Here is a 20,140-nt window from a genome sequence, read left to right on the forward strand (position 1 = left end):
AACCAGTAGTTGATGCCCGCGAACATCCCGAACAGCGTGCCGCCGATGATGACGTTGTGGAAATGCGCCACCAGGAAAAGCGAGTTGTGCAGCACGAAGTCGGCGGGCGGCACCGCCAGCAGCACGCCCGTCATGCCGCCGATCACGAACGTCAGCATGAACGCCACCGTCCACATCATCGGCAGCTCGAAGCGGATGCGACCGCGGTACATGGTGAACAGCCAGTTGAAGATCTTGGCGCCCGTCGGGATCGAGATCACCATGGTGGTGATGCCGAAGAATGAGTTGACGCTCGCGCCCGATCCCATCGTGAAGAAGTGATGCAGCCAGACGAGATAGGCCAGGATCGTGATGCAGACGGTCGCGTAGACCATCGACGTATAGCCGAACAGGCGCTTGCCCGAGAAGGTGGACGTCACCTCGGAGAAGATGCCGAACGCCGGCAGGATCAGGATGTAGACTTCCGGGTGGCCCCAGATCCAGATCAGGTTGACGTACATCATCGGGTTGCCGCCGAGCTCGTTGGTGAACAGCGCGGTGCCCACGTAGCGGTCGAGCGACAGCAGCGCGAGCACGGCCGTCAGGACGGGAAAGCTCGCGACGATCAGGACGTTGGTGCACAGCGCCGTCCAGCAGAAGATCGGCATCTTCATCATCGTCATGCCCGGCGCGCGCATCTTGACGATCGTGGCGATCAAATTGACGCCCGACAGCAGCGTGCCGATGCCCGCCACCTGCAACGACCAGATGTAATAGTCGACGCCGACATCCGGGCTGTATTCCGTGCCCGACAGCGGCGCCATCGCGAGCCAGCCGGTCCTCGCGAACTCGCCAACGAACAGCGAGGTCATCACGATCGCTGCGCCCGCCGCGGTGAACCAGAAGCTGAGATTGTTGAGATAGGGGAACGACACGTCGCGCGCGCCGATCTGGAGCGGCACGACGAAGTTCATCAGTCCCGTCACCATCGGCATGGCGACGAAGAAGATCATGATGACGCCGTGCGCGGTGAACACCTGGTCGTAATGATGCGCGGGCAGGAAGCCCTGATTGTCGCCGAACGCCATCGCCTGCTGCAACCGCATCATGATCGCATCGGAAAAGCCGCGCAGCAGCATGACGATTGCGAGGATCATGTACATGATCCCGACCTTCTTGTGGTCCACGCTGGTGAACCACTCGTGCCACAGATATCCCCACAGCCTGAAATAGGTCAGCGCGCCGAGCACCACCGCTCCGCCAAGCGCGACGACGGCGAAGGTGCCGAGCAGGATCGGCTCGTGCAGCGGAAAGGACTCCCAGGTGAGCCGACCAAAGATCGTCTGCCAGTTGAGGTGGTCGAACATCGTCATGCCCTATCTGCCGGTGCGGCATCGGTCTGGGTGTGGATCGCGAGCGGAGCGTGCGGGGCGCCGGGCGTCAGCATCGTGAAATCGCGGTTGCGGTTGGGCTGCCGGGTCTGCGTGCCCGGCGGAGGCACGGGCTTGCGTTCCTGGCTCCAGTGCGGCGAGCTGCCCTTCTCGCTGCCTTCCTTGAACAGCGCGCCCTCGGGCTTGCGCTGACCGTTGCCGGCATCCGGGTTGCCGCTCGCGCCCAGCTGCGCGCCATGCGAGTCGGCCTGGCGGTCGGCGGCCATCATGTCGGACATGCACGTCTGCCCCGGCTTGGCGCACATGTTGAGGATCGCGGGGTAGAGCCCCGGCGCGACGGCGGCGTACCGCTGGACCGGCACCTTCTCGCTCGGTCGCTCCAGCGCCAGGTAGCGCGCGCGGTCTAGCGGCGTGGTCCCGGCGCGGACGAGCGCAGCCCAGCGATCGAAGTCGCGCTGCGGCAGAGCGTGGAACTTGAAGCGCATGTCGGAAAAGCCCGCGCCGTTGTAGTTCGACGCCTGCCCCGCATAGACGCCGGGCGTGTTGACGACCGCGTGGAGCTTGGTCTCCATGCCCGGCATGGCATAGATCTGTCCGGCGAGCGCGGGGATGAAGAACGAGTTCATCACCGTCGTCGACGTGATCCGGAAGCGGATCGGCACGTCGACCGGCGCGGCGAGCTCGTTGACCGTCGCGATGCCGAGCCTTGGATAGATGAACAGCCACTTCCAGTCGAGCGCCACCACATCGATCTCCAGCGGCTGCAACCCCTTGGGCACCGCGCGGCCGGGCGCGATCCGGCCGACGGGACGATACGGGTCCAGCAGATGCGTGCTGGTCCACGTCACCGCGCCGAGCAGGACGATGATGAACAGCGGGATCGCCCAGATCACCAGCTCGAGCTGCGTGGAATGGTCCCAGTCGGGCGAATAGGTCGCCTCGGTATTGGAATGGCGATAGCGGACCGCGAACAGGACGGTCAGCACCATGACCGGGACGATCACCAGCAGCATCAGCCCGGTGGCGATCAGGATCAGGTTGCGCTGCTGGATCGCGACGTCGCCCGCCGGATGCATCACCACCATGTTGCAACCCGACAGCAGCGCGATCGGCGGCAGCGCGGCGAGCCAGCGGCCGCGGCGGCCGGGTGATGGGCCGGGTGATGGGATGGTCGTCATGCGACGCGAGATAGAAGGCGCCCGGAGCGCCCGACATTGGACAGTTTGTCCAATCCCCCCCGCCCGCACAACGAGGCATAGCGCCGCATGCCGCCGGAACCGTCCGGCGCACCGGAGAGCCGCGCCATGACCATTCAGACCGCCGGCCAGGCTGCGGACCAGGCTGGGGACCAGCCCGCCGCATCGCTTCCACAGCCCTCCTCCGGACCGCTGGAACGCGACGCGCGCGCGCTCAACTCGCGGCATTCGGAGGTCGCGCCCGGCGAGATCGCGATCGGCGTCATCATCGGGCGGACGGGCGAGTTCTTCGACTTCTTCGTCTACGCAATCGCCTCGGTGCTGGTCTTCCCCGCGCTCGTCTTCCCCTATGTCGATCGGCTGACGGGCACGACCTGGTCGTTCGCCATCTTCGCGCTGGGCTATGTCGCGCGGCCGTTCGGGACGTGGCTGTTCACGACGGTGGACCGGCATTACGGGCGCAGCGTCAAGCTGACGGCGGCGTTATTCCTGCTCGGCACCTCGACGATGGCGCTCGCCTTCCTGCCCGGCTACGCCTCGATCGGCGCGGCGTCCGCGGTGGTGCTCGGGCTATTGCGGATCGGTCAGGGGCTGGCGCTCGGCGGCACATGGGACGGGCTCGCCTCGCTGCTGGCGCTGGGCGTGCCGGCGGGCAAGCGCGGCTGGTATGCGATGATCCCGCAGCTCGGCGCGCCGCTCGGCCTGCTGGTGGCGAGCGGGCTGTTCGCCTTCTTCATCGCGACGCTATCGGCGGAGGACTTTCTCGACTGGGGCTGGCGGTATCCGTTCTTCGTCGCCTTCGCGATCAACGTCGTCGCGCTGTTCGCACGGCTGCGCATCGTCGCGACCCCCGACTATGCCGAACTCTTCCAGAGCCGGGCGCTGGAGCCCTCGCGCTTCCGCGAGACGGTGCGCGCCGAATGGCGCACCGTCGTGCTCGGCGCGTTCGCCCCGCTCGCCAGCTTCGCGCTGTTCCATCTCGTGACCGTGTTCCCGCTTTCGTGGATCGCGCTGTTCACGCGGCAGCAGCCGGCGCGCTTCCTGGTGATCGAGGCGGCAGGGGCGGCGGTGTGCGTCGTGTCGATCGCGGCGTCCGGGCTGATCGCGGACCGGATCGGCCGGCGCACGCTGCTCGGCGTGTCGGCGGCGGCGATCGCGGCGTTCAGCATCGTCGCGCCGCGGCTGCTCGACGGCGGCGAGGGCAGCGAGGTGCTGTTCATGCTGGTGGGATTCGTGCTGCTCGGCCTGTCGTTCGGCCAGTCGTCGGGCGCGGTCACGTCGAACTTCGCCCAGCGTTACCGCTACACCGGCGCGGCGATCACCTCGGACCTCGCCTGGCTGTTCGGCGCCGGCTTCGCGCCGCTCGCCGCGCTGCTGCTGGCGAGCCATGCCGGCCTGTGGTCGGTGGGCGGATACCTGCTGTCGGGGGCGGTCTGCACGCTGGCGGCGCTGCACGTGAACCGGGAGTTCGCCCGCAGGCTCGTCTGATGGGGACGGCGCCCGCTGGCGGGCCGGACCGACGCGGGCGGGCGCGGACATCGCCGTACGCGGGTGGCAAGTCGGCATCGTAGCCCCATATCGGTCCCATCCACCGCTCAGTTCCGGGATCCAGCCATGACATCACCAGCGAAGGGCTATGCAGCCGGCGCCGCGGACACGCCGCTTGCACCGTTCGGGTTCGAACGGCGCGACCCCCAGGCCGGGGACGTCGTGATCGACATCCTGTTCTGCGGCGTCTGCCACTCCGACCTGCACACCGCGCGGAGCGAGTGGGCGGGAACATCCTATCCTTGCGTACCGGGCCACGAGATCGTGGGGCGGGTGAAGTCGGTTGGCGAGAAGGTCGCGGCGTTCGCGGTCGGCGACATCGTCGGTGTCGGCTGCATGGTCGACAGCTGCGGCGAGTGCCCGTCCTGCGCCGAGGGCGAGGAGCAATATTGCGAGACGACCGGGTTCGTCGGCACGTACAACGGTCCCGATCCGGTTCTCGGCGGGCACACGTTCGGCGGCTATTCCGATCACATCGTCGTCGATCAGAAGTTCGTGCTCAGGATCGGTCACGACGAGAAGGACCTTGCCGCCGTCGCGCCGCTGCTCTGCGCCGGGATCACGACCTATTCGCCGCTTCGCCACTGGAAGGTCGGCCCCGGCCAGAAGGTCGGCATCGTCGGGCTGGGCGGACTTGGCCACATGGGCGTCAAGATCGCGGCGGCGATGGGCGCGGAGGTCTATGTCTTCTCGACATCGCCCGGCAAGCGCGACGACGCGATCAGGCTGGGCGCCAGGGATCTGATCGTGTCGACGGACGCAGAGCAGATGCAGGCGCATGCCAACAGCTTCGACTTCATCCTGAACTCGGTCGCGGCGAGCCACGACCTCGACGCCTTCGTCGCGCTCCTGAAGCGCGACGGCACGATGACGCTGCTGGGCGTGCCGGAGCATCCGCATCCCTCGCCGACGGTCGGCAACCTGATCTTCAAACGCCGCGCGATCGCGGGCTCGCTGATCGGCGGCATCGCGGAGACGCAGGAGATGCTGGACTTCTGCGTCGAGCACGATCTGGTCTCGGATATCGAGATGATCGGGATGGCGCAGATCGACACCGCCTATGACCGCATGGTGAAGGGCGACGTGAAGTACCGCTTCGTTATCGACATGCAGTCGCTGAAGGCCGCCGCCTGAACGGGAACCGATCGCGGCGGTCCTTCGCCAGAAACCGGACGCAGGACCGCCGCGATTTCCTGCTCAGCTCGCGGCGGGCGCGAGGGTCTTCACGTGGCTGAGGTGGCCCTCGACGATCGGTACCGCCGTCGATGCGACCTGCTTCAGCGCGGGGTCGGTGCCGTCCGTGGCATAGCCCTTGTGGAGCGCCCACGCCTTCTGGTGCGCGGTGATCTGCTGCTGGACGAATAGCGCGTCGAAGCTGCCCTTGGGTGCGCCCTTGAGCAATGCGATGTTGTTGGCGTTCTCGGCTGACAGAGTCATGCCTGGGGCCGTGATCGTCCGGTCGCCGTTCTTCAGCGCGGCCATGAGCGCCTTGCTTGTCTGACCGTGATCGGCGATCATCTCCTTGGCATAGGCCTTGATGCCCGCGTCCTTGCTCTTGGAGAGCGCCAGCTTGCTCGCCTGTGTCTCGTAATTGTCGCTGTCGGCCGCCATCTTGACATAGTCGGTGGCCGACGTGCCGGTCAGCGGGGCGACGCCCACATCGCTTGCCGTCATCATGCCGGTGGTGGCGGCAGTGTCCTGCGCCATGGCGGGGACGCAAAGGCAGGCGGTCGTCGCCAGCGCGAGCGCGATCGTCAGGGTCTTCATCTTGGTCATCCTTCTTCTGGCGAGAACCTGCCTCAATCGCTCGATCAAGACGCATGTTCCATCGACACCGGAACCACACGACGACCGTCCCGAGCCGGGCGTCGGCTTCGATCGGGTCCGGCCTGGCTCGCGGCCGACCCCGGACTTGCAGCCGCCACAGGGCACCATCACGCGCCGGCGATCCGGTCGCGGCAGGTGTCCTCATTGACCTGGATCAAGATTTTACTACTTCACTGGACTATGGCCGTTCCACGATTGCGACAGGGAAAGCACTGGCCGCGCATGAGACAGGCTGGTGCGCTTCGAACGGCAGAGCCGCGGTCGGGCATCGCGCTTGGTCGCCATGCCCTCGTTTCGTGCGGTCCGCCGGAGACGCGGTCCATATTGGCCAGCTTTACGATGCCGCATCCGCTCTCGCCCTGCCCTCTCGCGGCGAGGACCTCGCAGGAAGGCCAGCGGCTCGACGCCGGTCCGTCCGGTGTCGACGACCGAGCGGGAGGCTGGCCCGATGGCGACTGACGAGAACGGCAAGGCCGGCGCAAACGAGGCCGGCGCAAACGAAGCTGGAACGGGGGAGGCCGGGCACAAGGAAGATGGCGCTCCGAAAGCGGACGGCGGCGACAAGGCCGACGGGTCGGGAGGCGGGGGCGCCGACGAGGGAGATGCCGGGGACAGTAAGCCGTCTCCGCTTAGCAAGCCGTGGGTGCGCATCGCGTTGGCGGTCGCGGCGGTCGCGGCGTTGATCCTGCTTGTCTGGTGGATCGTCAACTATCGCAACTACGGCCGCTATCAGCAGTCGACCAACGACGCCTATCTCGCCGCGGACCAGATCAACGTCGCGCCGCGCGTGGCGGGCTATGTCGAGCAGGTGCTCGTCGGCGACAACCAGATGGTCCGCGCCGGCCAGCTGCTCGCCAGGATCGACCAGCGGACCGAGAACTCCACGGCCGCGCGGTCGCGCGCGCAGATCGCCCAGGCCCGCGCCACCGTCGCGCAGGCGCGGGCGACCCGGACCCAGCAGTTCGACATGATCCGCCAGGCGCGGGCGCAGGCGGACCAGAGCCGCGCGATGCTGCGCCAGAACGAGGCGGCCGACCGCTTCAACGCCTCCCAGGTCGCCCGCTACGCGCCGCTCAGCGCCGTTGGCGCCGAGACCGACGAGAAGCTGGCGCAGAACCGCAGCATGCTGGACCAGTCGCATGCCCAGGTCGCCTCCGCCCGTGCCCAGCTGGCGGCCTCCGACGCGCAGGTCGCCTCCGCTCGTCATCAGATCGCGATCGACGATGCCCAGATCCAGTCGGGCCTGGCGCAGGTCGCCGCCTCGCAGGCGCAGCTTGCGGCCAACCAGGTCGACGTCGACGCGGCCGCCGTGACCAGCCCCATCGGCGGACGGGTCGGCGATCGCACCGTGCGGGTCGGCCAGTATGTCCAGGTCGGCACGCGGATGATGACGGTGGTCCCGGTCGACCGGCTCTATCTCGTCGCCAATTTCAAGGAGACGCAGATCGGGCTGATGCGCGTCGGCCAGTCGGCGACGGTCGAGGTGGACGCGCTGGCGGGCGAGGAGATCCACGGCGTCGTCGAGAGCTTCTCGCCGGGGACCGGCAGCCGCTTCGCGCAGGTGCCGATCGACAACGCCACGGGCAACTTCACCAAGATCGTCCAGCGCGTCGCCGTGCGCATCCGTCTGGACGCCGGACCGGAGGCGCGACGCGTGCTGGTTCCCGGCCTGTCGGTCAGCGTTTCGGTCGATACCCGCGGCGCGCGCCGGGACAAGGTGGCGACGAAGGACGAGGGCGATCGTCTGGAGGACGGTCGCAAGCGGCAGGACCGGCACGAACTCGATGCGGATCGTCGCCAGCGCAAGCCCGGCGCCGGTCGGTGAGCGGGGACTCCGGCGGCCGGAACGCCTGGACGGCGGTCGCGGCCGGCACGCTCGGATCGCTGATGGCGACGCTCGACAGTTCGATCGTCAGCGCCTCGCTGCCGACCATCCAGGGCGAGATCGGGGCGAGCGCGAACGAGGGCACCTGGATCAGTACGGCCTATCTCGTCGCGGAGATCGTCATGATCCCCCTGGCCGGCTATTTCGACCGGCTGCTGGGGCTGCGGCGGTTCCTGATCGTCTGCACGATCGGGTTCGTCGTCTCCTCGGTGCTGTGCGGTCTGTCGGGCAGCCTCGGCATCATGATCTTCGGACGCATCGGCCAGGGCTTCTTTGGCGGCGCCATGATCCCCACCGCGCTGACGATCGTCTCGACGATGCTGTCGCCGGGGCAGCGCGCCAAGGGGATCGCGCTGTTCGGCTTCACCGTGGTGGTGGGACCGGTCGCGGGACCGATCGTCGGGGGCTATCTCACCGAAATCTATTCGTGGCACTACATCTTCTTCATCAACGTCCCGATCAGCGCCGCGCTGCTCGTGCTGCTCGTCGTCGGCCTGCCCAAGGAGGAAGCGCAGCTCGGCCTCATCGCGGAGGCCGACTGGCTGGGCATCGTCGGCCTGTCCGTCAGCCTGGGCGCGCTCACCGTGATCCTCGAGGAGGGACAGCGCGAGCGGTGGTTCGAATCGCCCCTGGTCGTCAGGCTGACGGCGCTGTCGATCACGGGGCTCGTCGTGCTGATCGTCGGGCAGCTGACCGCCAGGCGACCCGTCATCAACCTCCGGATCATTCTGCAACGCGCCTTCTTCGGCGTGTTCGTGCTCAGCCTCTCGGTCGGCGCGGCGCTGTACGGGATCAGCTACGTGATCCCGCAGTTCCTCGACCAGCTCGCCGACTACAACGCGTTCCAGGCGGGCGAGGTCACCTTCATCATCGGTATCCCGTCGCTGCTGCTGATGGCGGCGTTCCCGATCATCGAGAAACGTGTCGACATCAGGATCGTGATCGGGATGGGGCTCCTGTTCTACGGCATCGGTTGCCTGATGAACGCACGGCTTACACCCAGCACGTCCGGCGTGAACTTCGTCGTGTCGATGCTGGTCATCGGATTGGGCCAGTATCTCGCCCTCGTCTTCCTCAACTCGGCCGCGACCAGCGCCGTGCCCAAGGAGCTGGCGGAGGACGCCTCCGGACTGTTCAACGCGGCGCGCAACCTTGGCGGATCGCTGGGGCTCGCCACGATCACCATCCTTCGCGAGAACCGGACCTGGCTCCATGCCGCGCGCTTCAGCGAGGGCGTGACCCAGAACTCGGCGCTCGCGCAGCCCGCCGGCGTGGCGCCTGCGGCCGGGCAGATCGGCATGGTCGATCCCGGCACCGCGCTCACGCAATCCTACACCGCCCTCGACACGACCTTCCGGACGGCAGGCAGCGCGCTCGCCTTTGCCGACGTCTTCTTCGTCTTCGGCATCCTGATGCTGGCGTCGCTGCCGCTGGTATTGCTGCTGAAGCCGGTCCCGAAGGAAGGGAGCCAGCCGGGATGACAGCCCGTCGCCACAATCACCGGTCGCCGTTCGCCCTCGCGGCGCTGGCGCTGCTTGGCGGGTGCATGGTCGGCCCGACCTACAGGGGGCCGCCCGGCGTCGCGCCACGGGCGGAAACGGCGGCGGCCTATCGCCGCTCCGCCGTCGCGCCGGTCACGGACGAGCCGCCCCTCGCCCGATGGTGGCTCGCCCTGGGTGACGATACGCTGGACGGCATCGAGACGGACGCGCTGGCGAACAGCCCGACGCTGGAACGGGCACTGGGCGTCGTGCGCGAGGCGCGCGCGACCGTGCGCGAGAGCAGCAGCGCGTTGCTGCCCCAGGGCGGGGCGAACGCGGTCTATGCGCGGGTCGGCATACCCGGCTCGATCGACGACGCGCTGGGCGGCGCTGCGGGTGGAGGGGCCGCCGGCGCGTCCGGCGGATCGGGCACGCAGCTTCCCGAGAACCTCAGCCTCTACAACGTCGGCCTGCTCGCGACCTGGGAAGTCGACCTGTTCGGTGGCACGCGCCGGCAGATCGCGTCCGCGCGCGCCAGCCTGGAGGCCAGCCAGGCGCGGCTCGAGGACGCTCAGGTCACGCTGACCAAGGACGTAGCCACCGCCTATGTGAACCTGCGCGATGCGCAGGCCCGCCTGACGCTGGCGAGGCACGATGCGGAGGTGCAGGCGCGGATGCTCGACCTGACCAGGCGCCGGCGGCTCGGCGGTACCGCGACGGATATCGACGTCGAGCGCGTGTTCGCCCAGCTGAAGCGAACGGAGGCGACAGCGGTGCCGCTGGCGGGGCAGGTGGAGGTCTATACCGACCAGCTGTCCCAGCTCGCCGGACATGAGCCGGGCGCGCTCGATGCGGCCCTCGCGGCGCCGCGGCCACTGCCGCTGCCGCCCGAGCAGAGCGCGATCGGCCGCCCGGCGGACCTCCTGCGCCGCCGGCCCGACATCCGGGCGGCGGAACGCCGGCTCGCCGCCTCCAGCGAGGACATCGGCGCCAGCATCGCGCGGTATTTCCCGACCGTGAACCTGTACGGCACGATCGGCTACGGCTCGACCAGGGCCGCCGGCCTGTTCGACGGCGGGAACCTGCTGAAGCTCGCGGCGCCCGTGCTGTCCTGGAACTTCCTGGGTTTCCCGATGGTCAAGGCGCAGGTAGAGGAGTCGCGCGGACGGTTCGACCAGGCGCGCGCGTCCTATCGCTCGACCATCCTGTCGGCGTTGCTCGATGCCGAGAACGCCTTGTCGCGCTTCGGACACCAGCGTGACAACGTCGTCAGCCTCGCGGAGGCGAGCGCGTCGGCGGCCCGCGCGGCGGCGAAGGCCGATATCCGGTTCCGCGGCGGCACGACGACGCTGATCGATGCGCTCGATGCGGAACGCCAGCGTGTCGAGACCCAGAGCAACCTCGCGCAGGCCCAGGCGATGCTCACCACCGACTGGATCGGGCTTCAGAGCAGCCTCGGGCTCGGATGGGGAGTGGTGGATGCCGGGAACGGTGCGAAACCGGTAGGTCGGCCCTGAACGGCGCGTGCGGCCGGCGACGCCGGACGGCCCCGGCGCTTGTCCCGCGCGGTAAAGCACGCGGCCACCGCTTCGAGACGCCTGAATGTTCGAGGGAATGGCGCGAGTGACGGGGCTCGAACCCGCGACCTCCGGCGTGACAGGCCGGCGCTCTAACCAACTGAGCTACACCCGCTTGGGAGCGGCGCACCTATGCGAGGGTCGGGGGACTGTCAACCGCTCCGCCCTCGCGGTCGTCGCCATCCGCGGTCGGCTATCGGCCATCCGCCGTCGTCAGGGGGCGAAGCCCGCAGCCTCGTCGGCATGGCGCACCAGCGCGCCGCGCTCGAACAGGAAGCCGGCGATGTCGGGCTTGCCTGCCGCGCCGACGACCACCTGGAGGATGATGAGCAACGGCACGGCCAGCAGCACGCCGCCGGTGCCCCACACCCATCCCCAGAAGCTGAGCGAGATCAGGATCAGCACCGGATTGATCGTCAGCCGGCGCCCGATGATGAGCGGCGTCACGACGTTCGCCTCCACCAGGTGGCAGCCGGTCATCACCGCCGCGGGCAGCAGCGCGTACCACAGGTCGGAAAAGGTCATCAGACCCCCCAGCGCCATCAGGAACGCCGCCAGGATCGGCCCCAGATAGGGGACGTAGTTGAGCAGGGCGACGATCCCGCCCCACATCAGCGGGAACGGCATGCCGATGAGCCAGAAGGCGAACGCGACGATCGCGCCCAGCGTCAGGTTGATCAGGGTGATCGTGCCCAGATACGCCGACACGTCGTCGACCATCGTCTGGATCACCCGCGCGGTCGCCATCGCGCCGCCGAAGCTCGCGCGGTTGACGATCGCGCGCCGCCGCAGCCCCGTCCAGCCCGACAGGAAGAAGAACACCACCAGCACGCCGAAGAACAACTGCAGGATCACCGCCGGCGCGGAGGTGGCGGCAAGCTCGATCAGCGAACTGGGCGGCGCGACCGCGCTCTGCGTCGTGGTGGTGTGGACGGGCAGCCTGGCGAGCTTGCTGAGCGTCTGGTTGGCGTTGCGCACCAGCGTGCCGTACAGTTCGACCAGCGGCGCCAGATTGTGCTGGATGCGCGTGATCCGCTCGGGCAGCAGCCGGAAGAAGGCGACCGCCGGCACCACGATCGCGGCGAGCGCGACGTTGGCGATCACCAGGAACCCCAGGACGCAGACCAGCGCGGCCACCGGCGAGGGCAGCCCGCGTCGCTCGAACCATTCGAGCACCGGCACCAGCGCGATCGCGATGACCAGCGCCGCGGCGGTCGGCAGGAAGAACTCGGCCCCGGCCTTCAGCGCGAACGGAAGGCCGATCGCGAAGCCCGCGCCGGCGGTAAGCGTCAGCGCCGCGAGCAGCCGGTCGCGCCGCTGGGTCGTGCGCGACGACTCCCGCGTGTCATGCATGCCGGGCGCGAACGGACCCGCGGTCGCGTCGCCGGCCGTGCCGGCGCCGGATTGGTCATCGACGCTGCCGCCTGCGATCCCGTCCGCCACGCCCGTCTCCGCCGAGCTCCCGGATCGGGTGCCCCCGGCATGATAGCGCGCCCGCGCCACGCTCGCCAGCCGTCACCGCGCCCGCACCCGCACCTGCACCTGCACCTGCGGTCGCACGGCACGGCTCAGCGGACGGATCGCCGCTCGTCGTCGAGGTAGAGATAGTCGGGTTCGAACTCGCCGAGCGCCGCGAGCTTCGACATGTCGAGCAGCCGCGCCTCGCGCGCCGACACCTCGACCAGCCCGTCCTCGCGCAGCCTGCGCAGCGTGCGGTTGACGTGGACGCTGGTCAGGCCGCACGCCTCGCCGATGTCCTGCTGGGTCAGCGGGAACTCGAACCGCCCGTCCGCCGCCAGCCCGACCGCGCGCAGTCGTTCGTAGGTCTCGCACAGGAAATGCGCCAGCCGGCCTGCCGCCTCGAGCCGCCCCAGCCGGAATATCCACTCGCGGTGCATCGCCGCGTCCAGCAACGTCGAGAACCACAGCATCCGTGCCAGATGCGGGAACCGTTTCACCAGGCCGGTGAGATCCTCGTGCGACACGGTGACGACCGTCGCCTCGGTCAGCGTGGCGATGCCGTGATCCAGCCGCCGCAACGGATAGCCGTGCAGGTCGACGAAATCGCCCGGCACCTGCACCGACACGATCTGTCGGTAGCCGTCGCGCGCATCCATGTACCGCGACAGGAAACCCGATACCAGCAGGGTGCTGTGCCGCACCTCCTCGCCCCGGCGGACGATCGTGCGCCGGGCGGGGATGACCATGCGCGCCGACAGCACCGCCGCCAGCGCGGCACGCTCGTCCTGCGTCAGCTCGCTTCGGCGTCGGCCGAGGAGGAACCGGCGCGCGTCCTCGCGCTGCTGCCCCGATAGCTCCATCGTCAACCGCCCCTTGTCCCCATGCGCCCTATCAATTGCTCCTGATATGCGTCAACCGCGGCCCGGCGGTTGCAACGAAGGCGATTTCCACCTGTTGGACAGCCATGAAGATATCAGATCACTCCACCGATGAAACGCTGACGCAACGATTTCGCGATTTCGTGAAACATGCCGCCTTCCCCTGCGTCGGCGCGAAGGCGGCGTTGTCCCGCGGCACGATGACGATCCAGCTGGCGCGCGACATCCGTTCGGGATGGGACGACATGGCGATCTATCCCGCGCTGTTCGGGCTGGCGGGGCGGTACCGCGCCGACCCTCAGCTGTTCCAGACGCTCGTCGTGCTGTTCGCGCAATCGGGCGACATGGACGAGGAGGAGTATGAAGGGCACCTGTGGAACCGCATCCAGTCGCTGTCCGACAAGGACGTGTGGCTGGGACAGAAGTCCGATCCGCGCGTCAGTCACGATCCGGACGATCCGCATTTCTCGCTGAGCTTCGCGGGCGAGGCGTTCTTCGTCGTCGGGCTCCACCCGCAGGCCAGCCGCCCGGCGCGCCGGTTCGAGGTGCCGGCGATGGTCTTCAACCTGCACGACCAGTTCGAGCAGCTGCGCGAGCAGGGGCGTTACGAGAAGCTGCGCGAATCGATCCTCGATCGGGACGTGGCGCTGGCGGGATCGCTCAACCCGATGCTCGCCCGGCACGGCACGGTATCGGAGGCGCGCCAATACAGCGGCAGGGCCGTCGAGGAGGACTGGCGCTGTCCGTTCGCGGGCCGGCGGGACTTTTCGGATGCGGCCTGATCCCGTCCGCCAGGTAATACCGCCGCGGTCGGGCACCGCCTTCGCGCTCGACCGCGGCCAGCGGCTGTCCGTGATCGATCCGCAAGGCGAGCAGGTGGCGGACCTGCTGGCCTTCAGCCGCGCCGACGTGCGGGAGGTCATCTCGTCGGGGCGGACGCTCGATTACGCCAGCCGTCTGTATCTCACGACCGGCGACCCGATCTATTCGAACCGCTCGGCCGTGCTGCTGGAGATCGTGGAGGACACGGTCGGTCGCCACGACTTCCTGCTGACGCCGTGCAGCAAGGACACGTTCCGCATCATCTATGGCGACGAGCACCCGCACCGGGGCTGTTTCGGCAACCTCGCCGCCGCGCTCGCGTCCTGGGGCGTGACAGAGGACATGATCCCGATCGCATTCAACTGCTTCATGAACGTGCCCGTCGACGGCGCCACCGGCGAGCTGCGCGTCGAGCCGCCGCTGAGCCGCGCAGGCGACCGGATCGTGTTCGAGGCGAAGATGGACCTGGTGATCGGCCTGACCGCGTGTTCGGCGCTGCAGTCCAACAACGGCAGCTTCAAGCCGATCGAATACGAGGTCGCCTGATCGCAGCGCCGGTCGAAGGGCGCTTACTACCCGTCGACCGGCTATCGCCGGGCCGCGAACGCCGGTGTTGATTAAGGATACGCCCGAGCCGATAGAGGCGGCGGTTCGAACTTCTGGTATGGACGTTTCGATGACGATCGCCCGCACGGGGTCTCATGCCTTCGACGCCGGCCGGCTTGCGCGGATCGATACGTTTCTGCGCGAGCGGTATCTCGACACCGGCCGGCTGCCGCATGCGCAGCTGCTGGTCGCGCACGCGGGCGAGGTGGCGCACCTGTCGTCGATGGGCGCGGCGCGGGACGGCGGCGCGTCGGTGGACGAGGGTTCGCTGTTCCGCATCGCGTCCATGACCAAGCCGGTCACGTCGCTGGCGTTCATGATGCTGGTCGAGGAGGCGCGGGTCGCGCTCGACACGCCCGTCCACCACATATTGCCCGAGCTGGAGGGGATCGGCGTCCATGCCGGCGGCGGCGCGGGCGTGCCGTTCGCGACCCGCCCGGCGCCCGAGCCGATGCGGATGGTCGACCTGCTGCGCCATACCGCCGGCTTCACCTATGGCTTCCAGCAGCGGACGAACATCGACGCCGCCTATCGCGAGCAGCGAATCGAGCGATGGCATGGCGGCCACGACCTGGCCGGCTTCGTCGCCGCGCTGGCCCGCCTGCCGCTGGAGTACGCGCCCGGCGAGGGGTGGATCTATTCGGTCGCGACCGACGTGCTCGGCGCGGTGATCGAGCGGATATCGGGACGGGACCTCGACGCGTTCTTCCGCGAGCGCATCCTTGGGCCGTTGGGCATGGACGACACCTTCTTCGAGGTGCCGGCCGACAAGCTCCACAGGCTGACCGACTGCTGGACGCTCGCTCCCGACGGGTCGCGCGTCATGTACGATAGCGGCGCCGAGAGCGCGTGGCGCCGGCGACCGACGTTGCTGTCGGGCGGCGGCGGGCTGGTCTCGTCCGCGCTCGACTATCACCGCTTCTGCCGGATGTGCCTGAACGGCGGCGAGCTGGACGGCGTCCGGCTGGTCTCGCGCAAGACGATCGAGCTGATGACGACCAATCACCTGCCCGGCGGGGCGGACCTAGCGAGTATGTCGCGATCGCTGTTCAGCGAGGCGACCAACGCGGGCACCGGTTTCGGCCTGGGCTTCGCGGTGACGACGGACGTCGCGCGATCGCTGATCCCCGGTTCGACGGGGGAGTATCACTGGGGCGGGATGTTCTCGACCGCGTTCTTCGTCGATCCCGTCGAGCGGCTCTCGATGGTGTTCATGACGCAGGTCAGCCCGTCGAGCGCCTTTCCCATCCGCCGCGAGCTCAAGACGATGATCTACTCGGCGCTGACCTGATCCACCCGTTCGGAGACCCGACACATGCCCTCCCCGATCCGCACCGAGCGCCATGGCGACGTGCTCGTCATCGTGTCCGACAATCCGCCCGTCAACGCGCTGGGCGCCGCGGTTCGCGAGGGGCTGGATGCCGCGATCAGGCAGGGCGTGGCCGACGCCAGCATCGCGGCCATGGTTATCCGCTGCGACGGGAGGACGTTCTTCGCGGGCGCCGACATCACCGAGTTCGGCAAGCCCCCGGCCGGGCCGATGCTGCCGACGGTGGTCGACACGATCGAGGCGTCGAGCAAGCCCGTCGTCGCGGCGATCCACGGCACCGCGCTCGGCGGCGGGTGCGAGGTCGCGCTGGGCTGCCACTATCGCGTGGCGGTGCCGAGCGCGAAGCTGGGCACGCCCGAGGTCAAGCTCGGCCTGCTGCCGGGCGCGGGCGGCACGCAACGGCTGCCCAGGCTGGCGGGCGTGCCGCTGGCGATGGAGATGACCGCCCTGGGCGATCCGATCGCCGCGGGGAAAGCGGCGGACGCGGGGTTGATCGACCGGATCGTCGGTGAGGACAGCCTGGAGGCGGACGCGATCGCCTATGCGCGCGAGATCGCCGGCAAGCGGCCGTTGCCGCGCGCGTCGGAGCGGCAAGCCAGGGCCGATCCCGACGCGGTCGCCGCGTTCCGCAAGGTCAACGCGCGCCGGTTCCGCGGCTTCGAGGCTCCGGAAGCGAACGTCGCCTGCATCGAGAAGGCCGCCGACGGCTCGTCCTTCGCCGACGGCGTCGCGTTCGAGCGGCGGAGCTTCGCCGGGCTGATGGCGGGCACGCAGTCCGCCGCCCAGCGCCACCTGTTCTTCGCCGAGCGGCAGGCCGGCAGGATCGACGGCATCCCCGCCGATACCGCGCTGCGCCCGGTCGCCAGCGTCGGCATCGTCGGCGCGGGCACGATGGGCGGCGGCATCGCGATGAACTTCCTTTCGGCGGGCATCCCGGTGACGATCGTGGAGATGCGGCAGGACGCGCTCGACCGTGGCATCGGCACGGTGCGCGGGAACTACGAGGCCACCGCCGCCAAGGGCCGGATGAGGCCGGAACAGGTCGAGGCGGCGATGGGCGCGCTGACGCCGACGCTGGACTTCGGGGCGCTGGCCGGCTGCGACCTCGTGATCGAGGCGGTGTACGAGACGATGGAGGTAAAGAAGGACATCTTCACCAGGCTGGACGCGATCTGCAAGTCGGGCACGATCCTCGCGAGCAACACCAGCTATCTCGACGTGGACGAGATCGCGGCCTGCACGAAACGGCCGCAGGACGTGCTGGGCATGCACTTCTTCTCGCCCGCGAACGTCATGAAGCTGCTGGAGGTCGTGCGCGGCGCCAGGACGGCGCCCGACGTGCTCGCGACGGTCATGGCGCTGGCCAGGAGGATCCGGAAGGTCGCGGTGGTCGCCGGCGTCACCCATGGCTTCATCGGCAACCGCATGCTGATGCCGCGCCAGGTGGAGGCGATGAAGCTGCTGATGGAGGGCGCTACCCCGGAACAGGTCGACAGGGTGCATGTCGCGTTCGGGATGCCGATGGGGCCGTTTCAGATGAGCGACCTCGCCGGCGTCGACATCGGCTGGCATCGCGATCCCGCGCGCATCGAGAACATCCGCGACGCGCTCGCCGCCGAGGGGCGCTGGGGTCAGAAGACGGGCGCGGGCTTCTACGACTACGACGCCCGGCGTCAGCCGTCCCCCTCCCCGCGCGTCGCCGAGATCGTCGAGGACTTCCGCGGGAGGTCCGGCGCCCCGGCGCCGCGCGACATCTCCGATCAGGAGATCGTCGAGCGCACGCTGTACCCGCTGGTGAACGAGGGCGCGCTGATCCTGGAGGGCGGCTTCGCGCAGCGCGCGTCGGACATCGATGTCGTGTGGATCTATGGCTATGGCTGGCCGGTGTACCGCGGTGGCCCGATGTTCTGGGGCGAGAGCGAGGGCTGGGACAGGATCGTCGCGGGGCTGGAGAAGCACGGGTTCGAGCCGGCCGGCTCGCTCAGGGCGAAGGTGAAGGCGCCCGGGGCCATCCACTAGGATCCCGTCCCTGCCGGGATTGTCGAAGCATCGTCCTCCGGCGTGGCGTCCAGGGCTCGGGGTGAACGGACCGGAAAGGATCATCGATGACCGACCTCGACGGCTTCCGCGCCGAGACCCGCACCTGGCTCGACGCGAACTGCCCCGGCCGGGATGCGCGAGCCCGTCCGGTCCGGGAAGGACGCGGTCCGGGGTGGGCGCGACCAGTCGATGCTCGCCCCTGCGCAAAAGGCCTGGATGGACGCGATGGGTGCGAAGGACTGGACGGTGCCCGACTGGCCGACGGCCTATGGCGGCGGCGGGCTGAGCGCGGCCGAGACAAAGGTGCTGCGCGAGGAGATGGCCGCTCGACCAGGCCGATCCTGCTCGTCAGCGGCCATTCGCCGTTCTGCAAGACCTTCATGGACAATGTGAAGGTGCGCAGGGCGAACCGGGTCCACGACGAGAACAATGGCTGGGACGTCGCCAAATACCTGCTCGGGCACGAGCGGGAGAGCGATGCCGGCGCCCACAGCGCCGCCCCGCGCGCCTGGCTGCGCACCAAGGCGAACTCGATCGAGGGCGGCACCAGCAAGGTGCAGCTGGGCATCGTCGCCAAGCGGATCCTAGAATTGCCGGCGTAGGCCCCTCCTCTGCCGACGGCGCTGGCGATCGACGAACGCGCCAAGCACGGCCCGGCGGTGGCGATGCGGGCTGAGCGATCCGGCAACGGTTTCCGCCTGACCGGCGCCAAGCGGTTCGTCCATCATGGCCATGTCGCCGACCTGCTGATCGTCGCCGCGCGCACGTCCGGTTCGCCCGAGGACGTCGATGGCGTCACGCTCACCACCGCCTACCTCAAGGAGCGTCGCCAGTTCGGCGTGCCGATCGGCAGCTTCCAGGCGCTCCAGCACCGCGCGGCGCACCTCTACTGCGAGATGGAGGTCGCCCGCGCCGCGGTCCTGGAGGCGCAGCAGCTGCTCGACGCCGACGGCGGTAGGGGCGACGCGCGCGCCGACGCGGCGGTGTCGGTCGCCAAGGCGATGACGGCGCTTGCCACGACGCTCAGCGTGCAGGAGGGTATCCAGATGCACGGCGGCATCGGCATGACCGAGAAATACGAGATCGGCTTCTTCATGAAGCGCGCGCGCGTGCTGGCCGAGCTGTTCGGGGACGCCGACTACCATGCCGACCGGCTGGCGCTCGCGGCCGGCTATTGATGACGGACGACGCGACGCCGCGCCACCTGCGCTCGCCCGAACAGCTGACGGCGATGCTCGTCGGCTTGCTCGACGTCGAGGCGATCGACACCGATCTGTACCTCGGCGCGCGCCTGCCGGGCGGTCGGGGGCGGGTGTTCGGCGGTCAGGTGATCGGCCAGGCGCTGCAGGCGGCGCAGCGGTCCACGGACGGCAAGGCGGCGCACTCGCTCCACGCCTATTTCATGCGACCGGGCGACGACGAACGGCCGATCGTGTTCCGCGTGGTCCGCGACTTCGAGGGCAAGAGCTTCGCCACCCGCCGCGTGATCGCGATGCAGGGCGGGCAGCCGATCCTGAACATGGCCGCCTCGTTCCAGATGCCCGAGGACGGCCTGTCGCACCAGGCGGCGACGATGCCGCAAGTCCCCCCGCCCGGCGCGCTGGCGTCCGACCGCGACCTGCGCCTCGCGGCGATCGACAGCGTGGCGGAGCGGTGGCGGCGGGCGTTTCGCGAGTGGTCGAGCCCCATCGACCTTCGCCCCGTGGAGCCGCGCGACTGGGTCAGACCGGTGCCGGGCGAGCCGCGCCAGGCGACCTGGTTCCGCATCGGCACGCCGATCGACGACGATCCCGCGCTCCATCGCGCGGTGCTCGCCTATGCGTCGGACCTGGCGCTGATGGGCACTGCGATGCTGCCGCATGGCGTCGGCTGGCTGTCGCACGCCATGCAGAACGCGAGCCTCGACCATGCGATCTGGCTGCACGAGCCGTTCCGTGCGGACGAATGGCTGCTCTACGCCTGCGACAGCCCGTGGGCGGGACACGCGCGCGGCTTCAACCGGGGGCAGATCTTCACCGCCGAAGGCCGGCTGGTGGCGAGCGTGGCGCAGGAGGGGCTGATGCGGATGCGGGAGTGAGCCTCGACCACGCCCGACCGATGCTCCCGGGCCTCCTGCCGG

The 20,140-nt window shown here is 69.0% G+C and carries 15 protein-coding genes, 1 tRNA gene and 2 pseudogenes; 12 read left to right on the top strand and 6 right to left on the bottom strand.

The window, feature by feature from the left end; genetic code table 11:
• Window positions 1-1,346 (bottom strand): cbb3-type cytochrome c oxidase subunit I (locus HUV01_RS00940; RefSeq protein WP_174296454.1); only part of this gene is annotated, 1,346 nt, incomplete at its 3' end.
• Between the two features lie 2 nt (window positions 1,347-1,348).
• Window positions 1,349-2,548: a ubiquinol oxidase subunit II gene (gene cyoA / locus HUV01_RS00945; protein WP_174296455.1), complete on the bottom strand. Its 1,200-nt coding sequence runs from the start codon at window positions 2,546-2,548 to the stop codon at window positions 1,349-1,351.
• 126 nt (window positions 2,549-2,674) lie between these two features.
• Here cyoA and HUV01_RS00950 point away from each other — a divergent pair, with 126 nt between their 5' ends.
• Both HUV01_RS00950 and HUV01_RS00955 read left to right on the top strand, forming a co-directional pair.
• Window positions 2,675-4,054, top strand: coding sequence for an MFS transporter (locus HUV01_RS00950; RefSeq protein ID WP_174296456.1), 1,380 nt, complete (start codon window positions 2,675-2,677; stop codon window positions 4,052-4,054).
• 126 nt (window positions 4,055-4,180) lie between these two features.
• Window positions 4,181-5,248, top strand: coding sequence for an NAD(P)-dependent alcohol dehydrogenase (locus tag HUV01_RS00955; RefSeq protein ID WP_174296457.1), 1,068 nt, complete (start codon window positions 4,181-4,183; stop codon window positions 5,246-5,248).
• A 63-nt stretch (window positions 5,249-5,311) separates the two neighbouring features.
• Here HUV01_RS00955 and HUV01_RS00960 read toward each other — a convergent pair whose 3' ends face one another.
• Window positions 5,312-5,881: a DUF4142 domain-containing protein gene (locus HUV01_RS00960; RefSeq protein ID WP_174296458.1), complete on the bottom strand. Its 570-nt coding sequence runs from the start codon at window positions 5,879-5,881 to the stop codon at window positions 5,312-5,314.
• A gap of 508 nt (window positions 5,882-6,389) precedes the next feature.
• Here HUV01_RS00960 and HUV01_RS00965 point away from each other — a divergent pair.
• From HUV01_RS00965 to HUV01_RS00975, 3 genes are read left to right on the top strand one after another with little or no spacing between them, the layout of a single operon-like run.
• On the top strand, window positions 6,390-7,766 hold the full coding sequence (locus HUV01_RS00965) for an HlyD family secretion protein (protein ID WP_174296459.1): 1,377 nt from the start codon (window positions 6,390-6,392) through the stop codon (window positions 7,764-7,766).
• Window positions 7,763-9,307 carry a DHA2 family efflux MFS transporter permease subunit gene (locus HUV01_RS00970; RefSeq protein WP_302480012.1) on the top strand — a complete coding sequence of 515 codons (1,545 nt, stop codon included), beginning with the start codon at window positions 7,763-7,765 and terminating at the stop codon, window positions 9,305-9,307. The genes HUV01_RS00965 and HUV01_RS00970 overlap by 4 nt, the downstream gene beginning before the upstream one ends.
• Window positions 9,304-10,824, top strand: a complete 1,521-nt coding sequence (locus tag HUV01_RS00975; protein WP_174296460.1) for an efflux transporter outer membrane subunit — start codon at window positions 9,304-9,306, stop codon at window positions 10,822-10,824. The genes HUV01_RS00970 and HUV01_RS00975 overlap by 4 nt, the downstream gene beginning before the upstream one ends.
• 98 nt (window positions 10,825-10,922) lie before the next feature.
• Here HUV01_RS00975 and HUV01_RS00980 read toward each other — a convergent pair.
• From HUV01_RS00980 to HUV01_RS00990, 3 genes are all read right to left on the bottom strand, one after another.
• A tRNA-Asp gene (locus HUV01_RS00980) sits at window positions 10,923-10,999 on the bottom strand.
• 98 nt (window positions 11,000-11,097) lie between these two features.
• Window positions 11,098-12,237, bottom strand: coding sequence for an AI-2E family transporter (locus tag HUV01_RS00985; RefSeq protein ID WP_174296475.1), 1,140 nt, complete (start codon window positions 12,235-12,237; stop codon window positions 11,098-11,100).
• Window positions 12,238-12,452: 215 nt separating this feature from the next.
• Window positions 12,453-13,205: a Crp/Fnr family transcriptional regulator gene (locus HUV01_RS00990; protein WP_174296461.1), complete on the bottom strand. Its 753-nt coding sequence runs from the start codon at window positions 13,203-13,205 to the stop codon at window positions 12,453-12,455.
• 104 nt (window positions 13,206-13,309) lie between these two features.
• Here HUV01_RS00990 and gntA point away from each other — a divergent pair, with 104 nt between their 5' ends.
• The 7 genes and pseudogenes from gntA to HUV01_RS01025 all read left to right on the top strand — a co-directional run bounded on the left by gntA (window position 13,310) and on the right by HUV01_RS01025 (window position 20,098).
• Window positions 13,310-14,005, top strand: coding sequence for a guanitoxin biosynthesis heme-dependent pre-guanitoxin N-hydroxylase GntA (gene gntA / locus HUV01_RS00995; RefSeq protein ID WP_174296462.1), 696 nt, complete (start codon window positions 13,310-13,312; stop codon window positions 14,003-14,005).
• The gene (locus HUV01_RS01000; RefSeq protein WP_174296463.1) at window positions 13,995-14,591 is read left to right on the top strand and encodes a DUF1989 domain-containing protein; all 597 of its coding nucleotides are present in this window, start codon (window positions 13,995-13,997) and stop codon (window positions 14,589-14,591) included. Before gntA ends, HUV01_RS01000 begins: the two co-directional genes overlap by 11 nt.
• Window positions 14,592-14,721: 130 nt before the next feature.
• Entirely contained in the window at window positions 14,722-15,942 is a 1,221-nt protein-coding gene (locus tag HUV01_RS01005; RefSeq protein WP_438827134.1) for a serine hydrolase domain-containing protein, read from the top strand.
• Between the two features lie 24 nt (window positions 15,943-15,966).
• Entirely contained in the window at window positions 15,967-18,000 is a 2,034-nt protein-coding gene (locus HUV01_RS01010; RefSeq protein ID WP_174296465.1) for a 3-hydroxyacyl-CoA dehydrogenase NAD-binding domain-containing protein, read from the top strand.
• Window positions 18,001-18,086: 86 nt separating this feature from the next.
• Window positions 18,087-18,623: pseudogene (locus HUV01_RS01015) on the top strand (acyl-CoA dehydrogenase family protein).
• A gap of 18 nt (window positions 18,624-18,641) precedes the next feature.
• A pseudogene (locus tag HUV01_RS01020) lies at window positions 18,642-19,199 on the top strand (acyl-CoA dehydrogenase family protein); the annotation flags it as partial.
• Complete coding sequence (locus HUV01_RS01025) at window positions 19,199-20,098, top strand: acyl-CoA thioesterase (protein ID WP_174296467.1); 900 nt, start codon at window positions 19,199-19,201, stop codon at window positions 20,096-20,098. The pseudogene HUV01_RS01020 and the gene HUV01_RS01025, both read left to right, overlap by 1 nt.
• Window positions 20,099-20,140: the final 42 nt, after the last annotated feature.

This window comes from Sphingomonas bacterium (genome assembly GCF_903643035.1).
Classification (GTDB): Bacteria; Pseudomonadota; Alphaproteobacteria; order Sphingomonadales; family Sphingomonadaceae; genus Sphingomonas.

Bases quoted from the DNA above. Each gene is read 5' to 3' on its own strand.
- HUV01_RS00965 (WP_174296459.1), top strand. From the start codon at position 6,390: ATGGCGACTGACGAGAACGGCAAGGCCGGCGCAAACGAGGCCGGCGCA.
- HUV01_RS00975 (WP_174296460.1), top strand. From the start codon at position 9,304: ATGACAGCCCGTCGCCACAATCACCGGTCGCCGTTCGCCCTCGCGGCG.
- HUV01_RS01010 (WP_174296465.1), top strand. From the start codon at position 15,967: ATGCCCTCCCCGATCCGCACCGAGCGCCATGGCGACGTGCTCGTCATC.
- HUV01_RS01025 (WP_174296467.1), top strand. From the start codon at position 19,199: ATGACGGACGACGCGACGCCGCGCCACCTGCGCTCGCCCGAACAGCTG.
- HUV01_RS00955 (WP_174296457.1), top strand. From the start codon at position 4,181: ATGACATCACCAGCGAAGGGCTATGCAGCCGGCGCCGCGGACACGCCG.
- HUV01_RS00960 (WP_174296458.1), bottom strand. From the start codon at position 5,881: ATGAAGACCCTGACGATCGCGCTCGCGCTGGCGACGACCGCCTGCCTT.
- HUV01_RS01005 (WP_438827134.1), top strand. From the start codon at position 14,722: ATGACGATCGCCCGCACGGGGTCTCATGCCTTCGACGCCGGCCGGCTT.
- HUV01_RS00990 (WP_174296461.1), bottom strand. From the start codon at position 13,205: ATGGAGCTATCGGGGCAGCAGCGCGAGGACGCGCGCCGGTTCCTCCTC.
- HUV01_RS01000 (WP_174296463.1), top strand. From the start codon at position 13,995: ATGCGGCCTGATCCCGTCCGCCAGGTAATACCGCCGCGGTCGGGCACC.
- cyoA (WP_174296455.1), bottom strand. From the start codon at position 2,548: ATGACGACCATCCCATCACCCGGCCCATCACCCGGCCGCCGCGGCCGC.
- HUV01_RS00985 (WP_174296475.1), bottom strand. From the start codon at position 12,237: ATGCATGACACGCGGGAGTCGTCGCGCACGACCCAGCGGCGCGACCGG.
- gntA (WP_174296462.1), top strand. From the start codon at position 13,310: ATGAAGATATCAGATCACTCCACCGATGAAACGCTGACGCAACGATTT.
- HUV01_RS00950 (WP_174296456.1), top strand. From the start codon at position 2,675: ATGACCATTCAGACCGCCGGCCAGGCTGCGGACCAGGCTGGGGACCAG.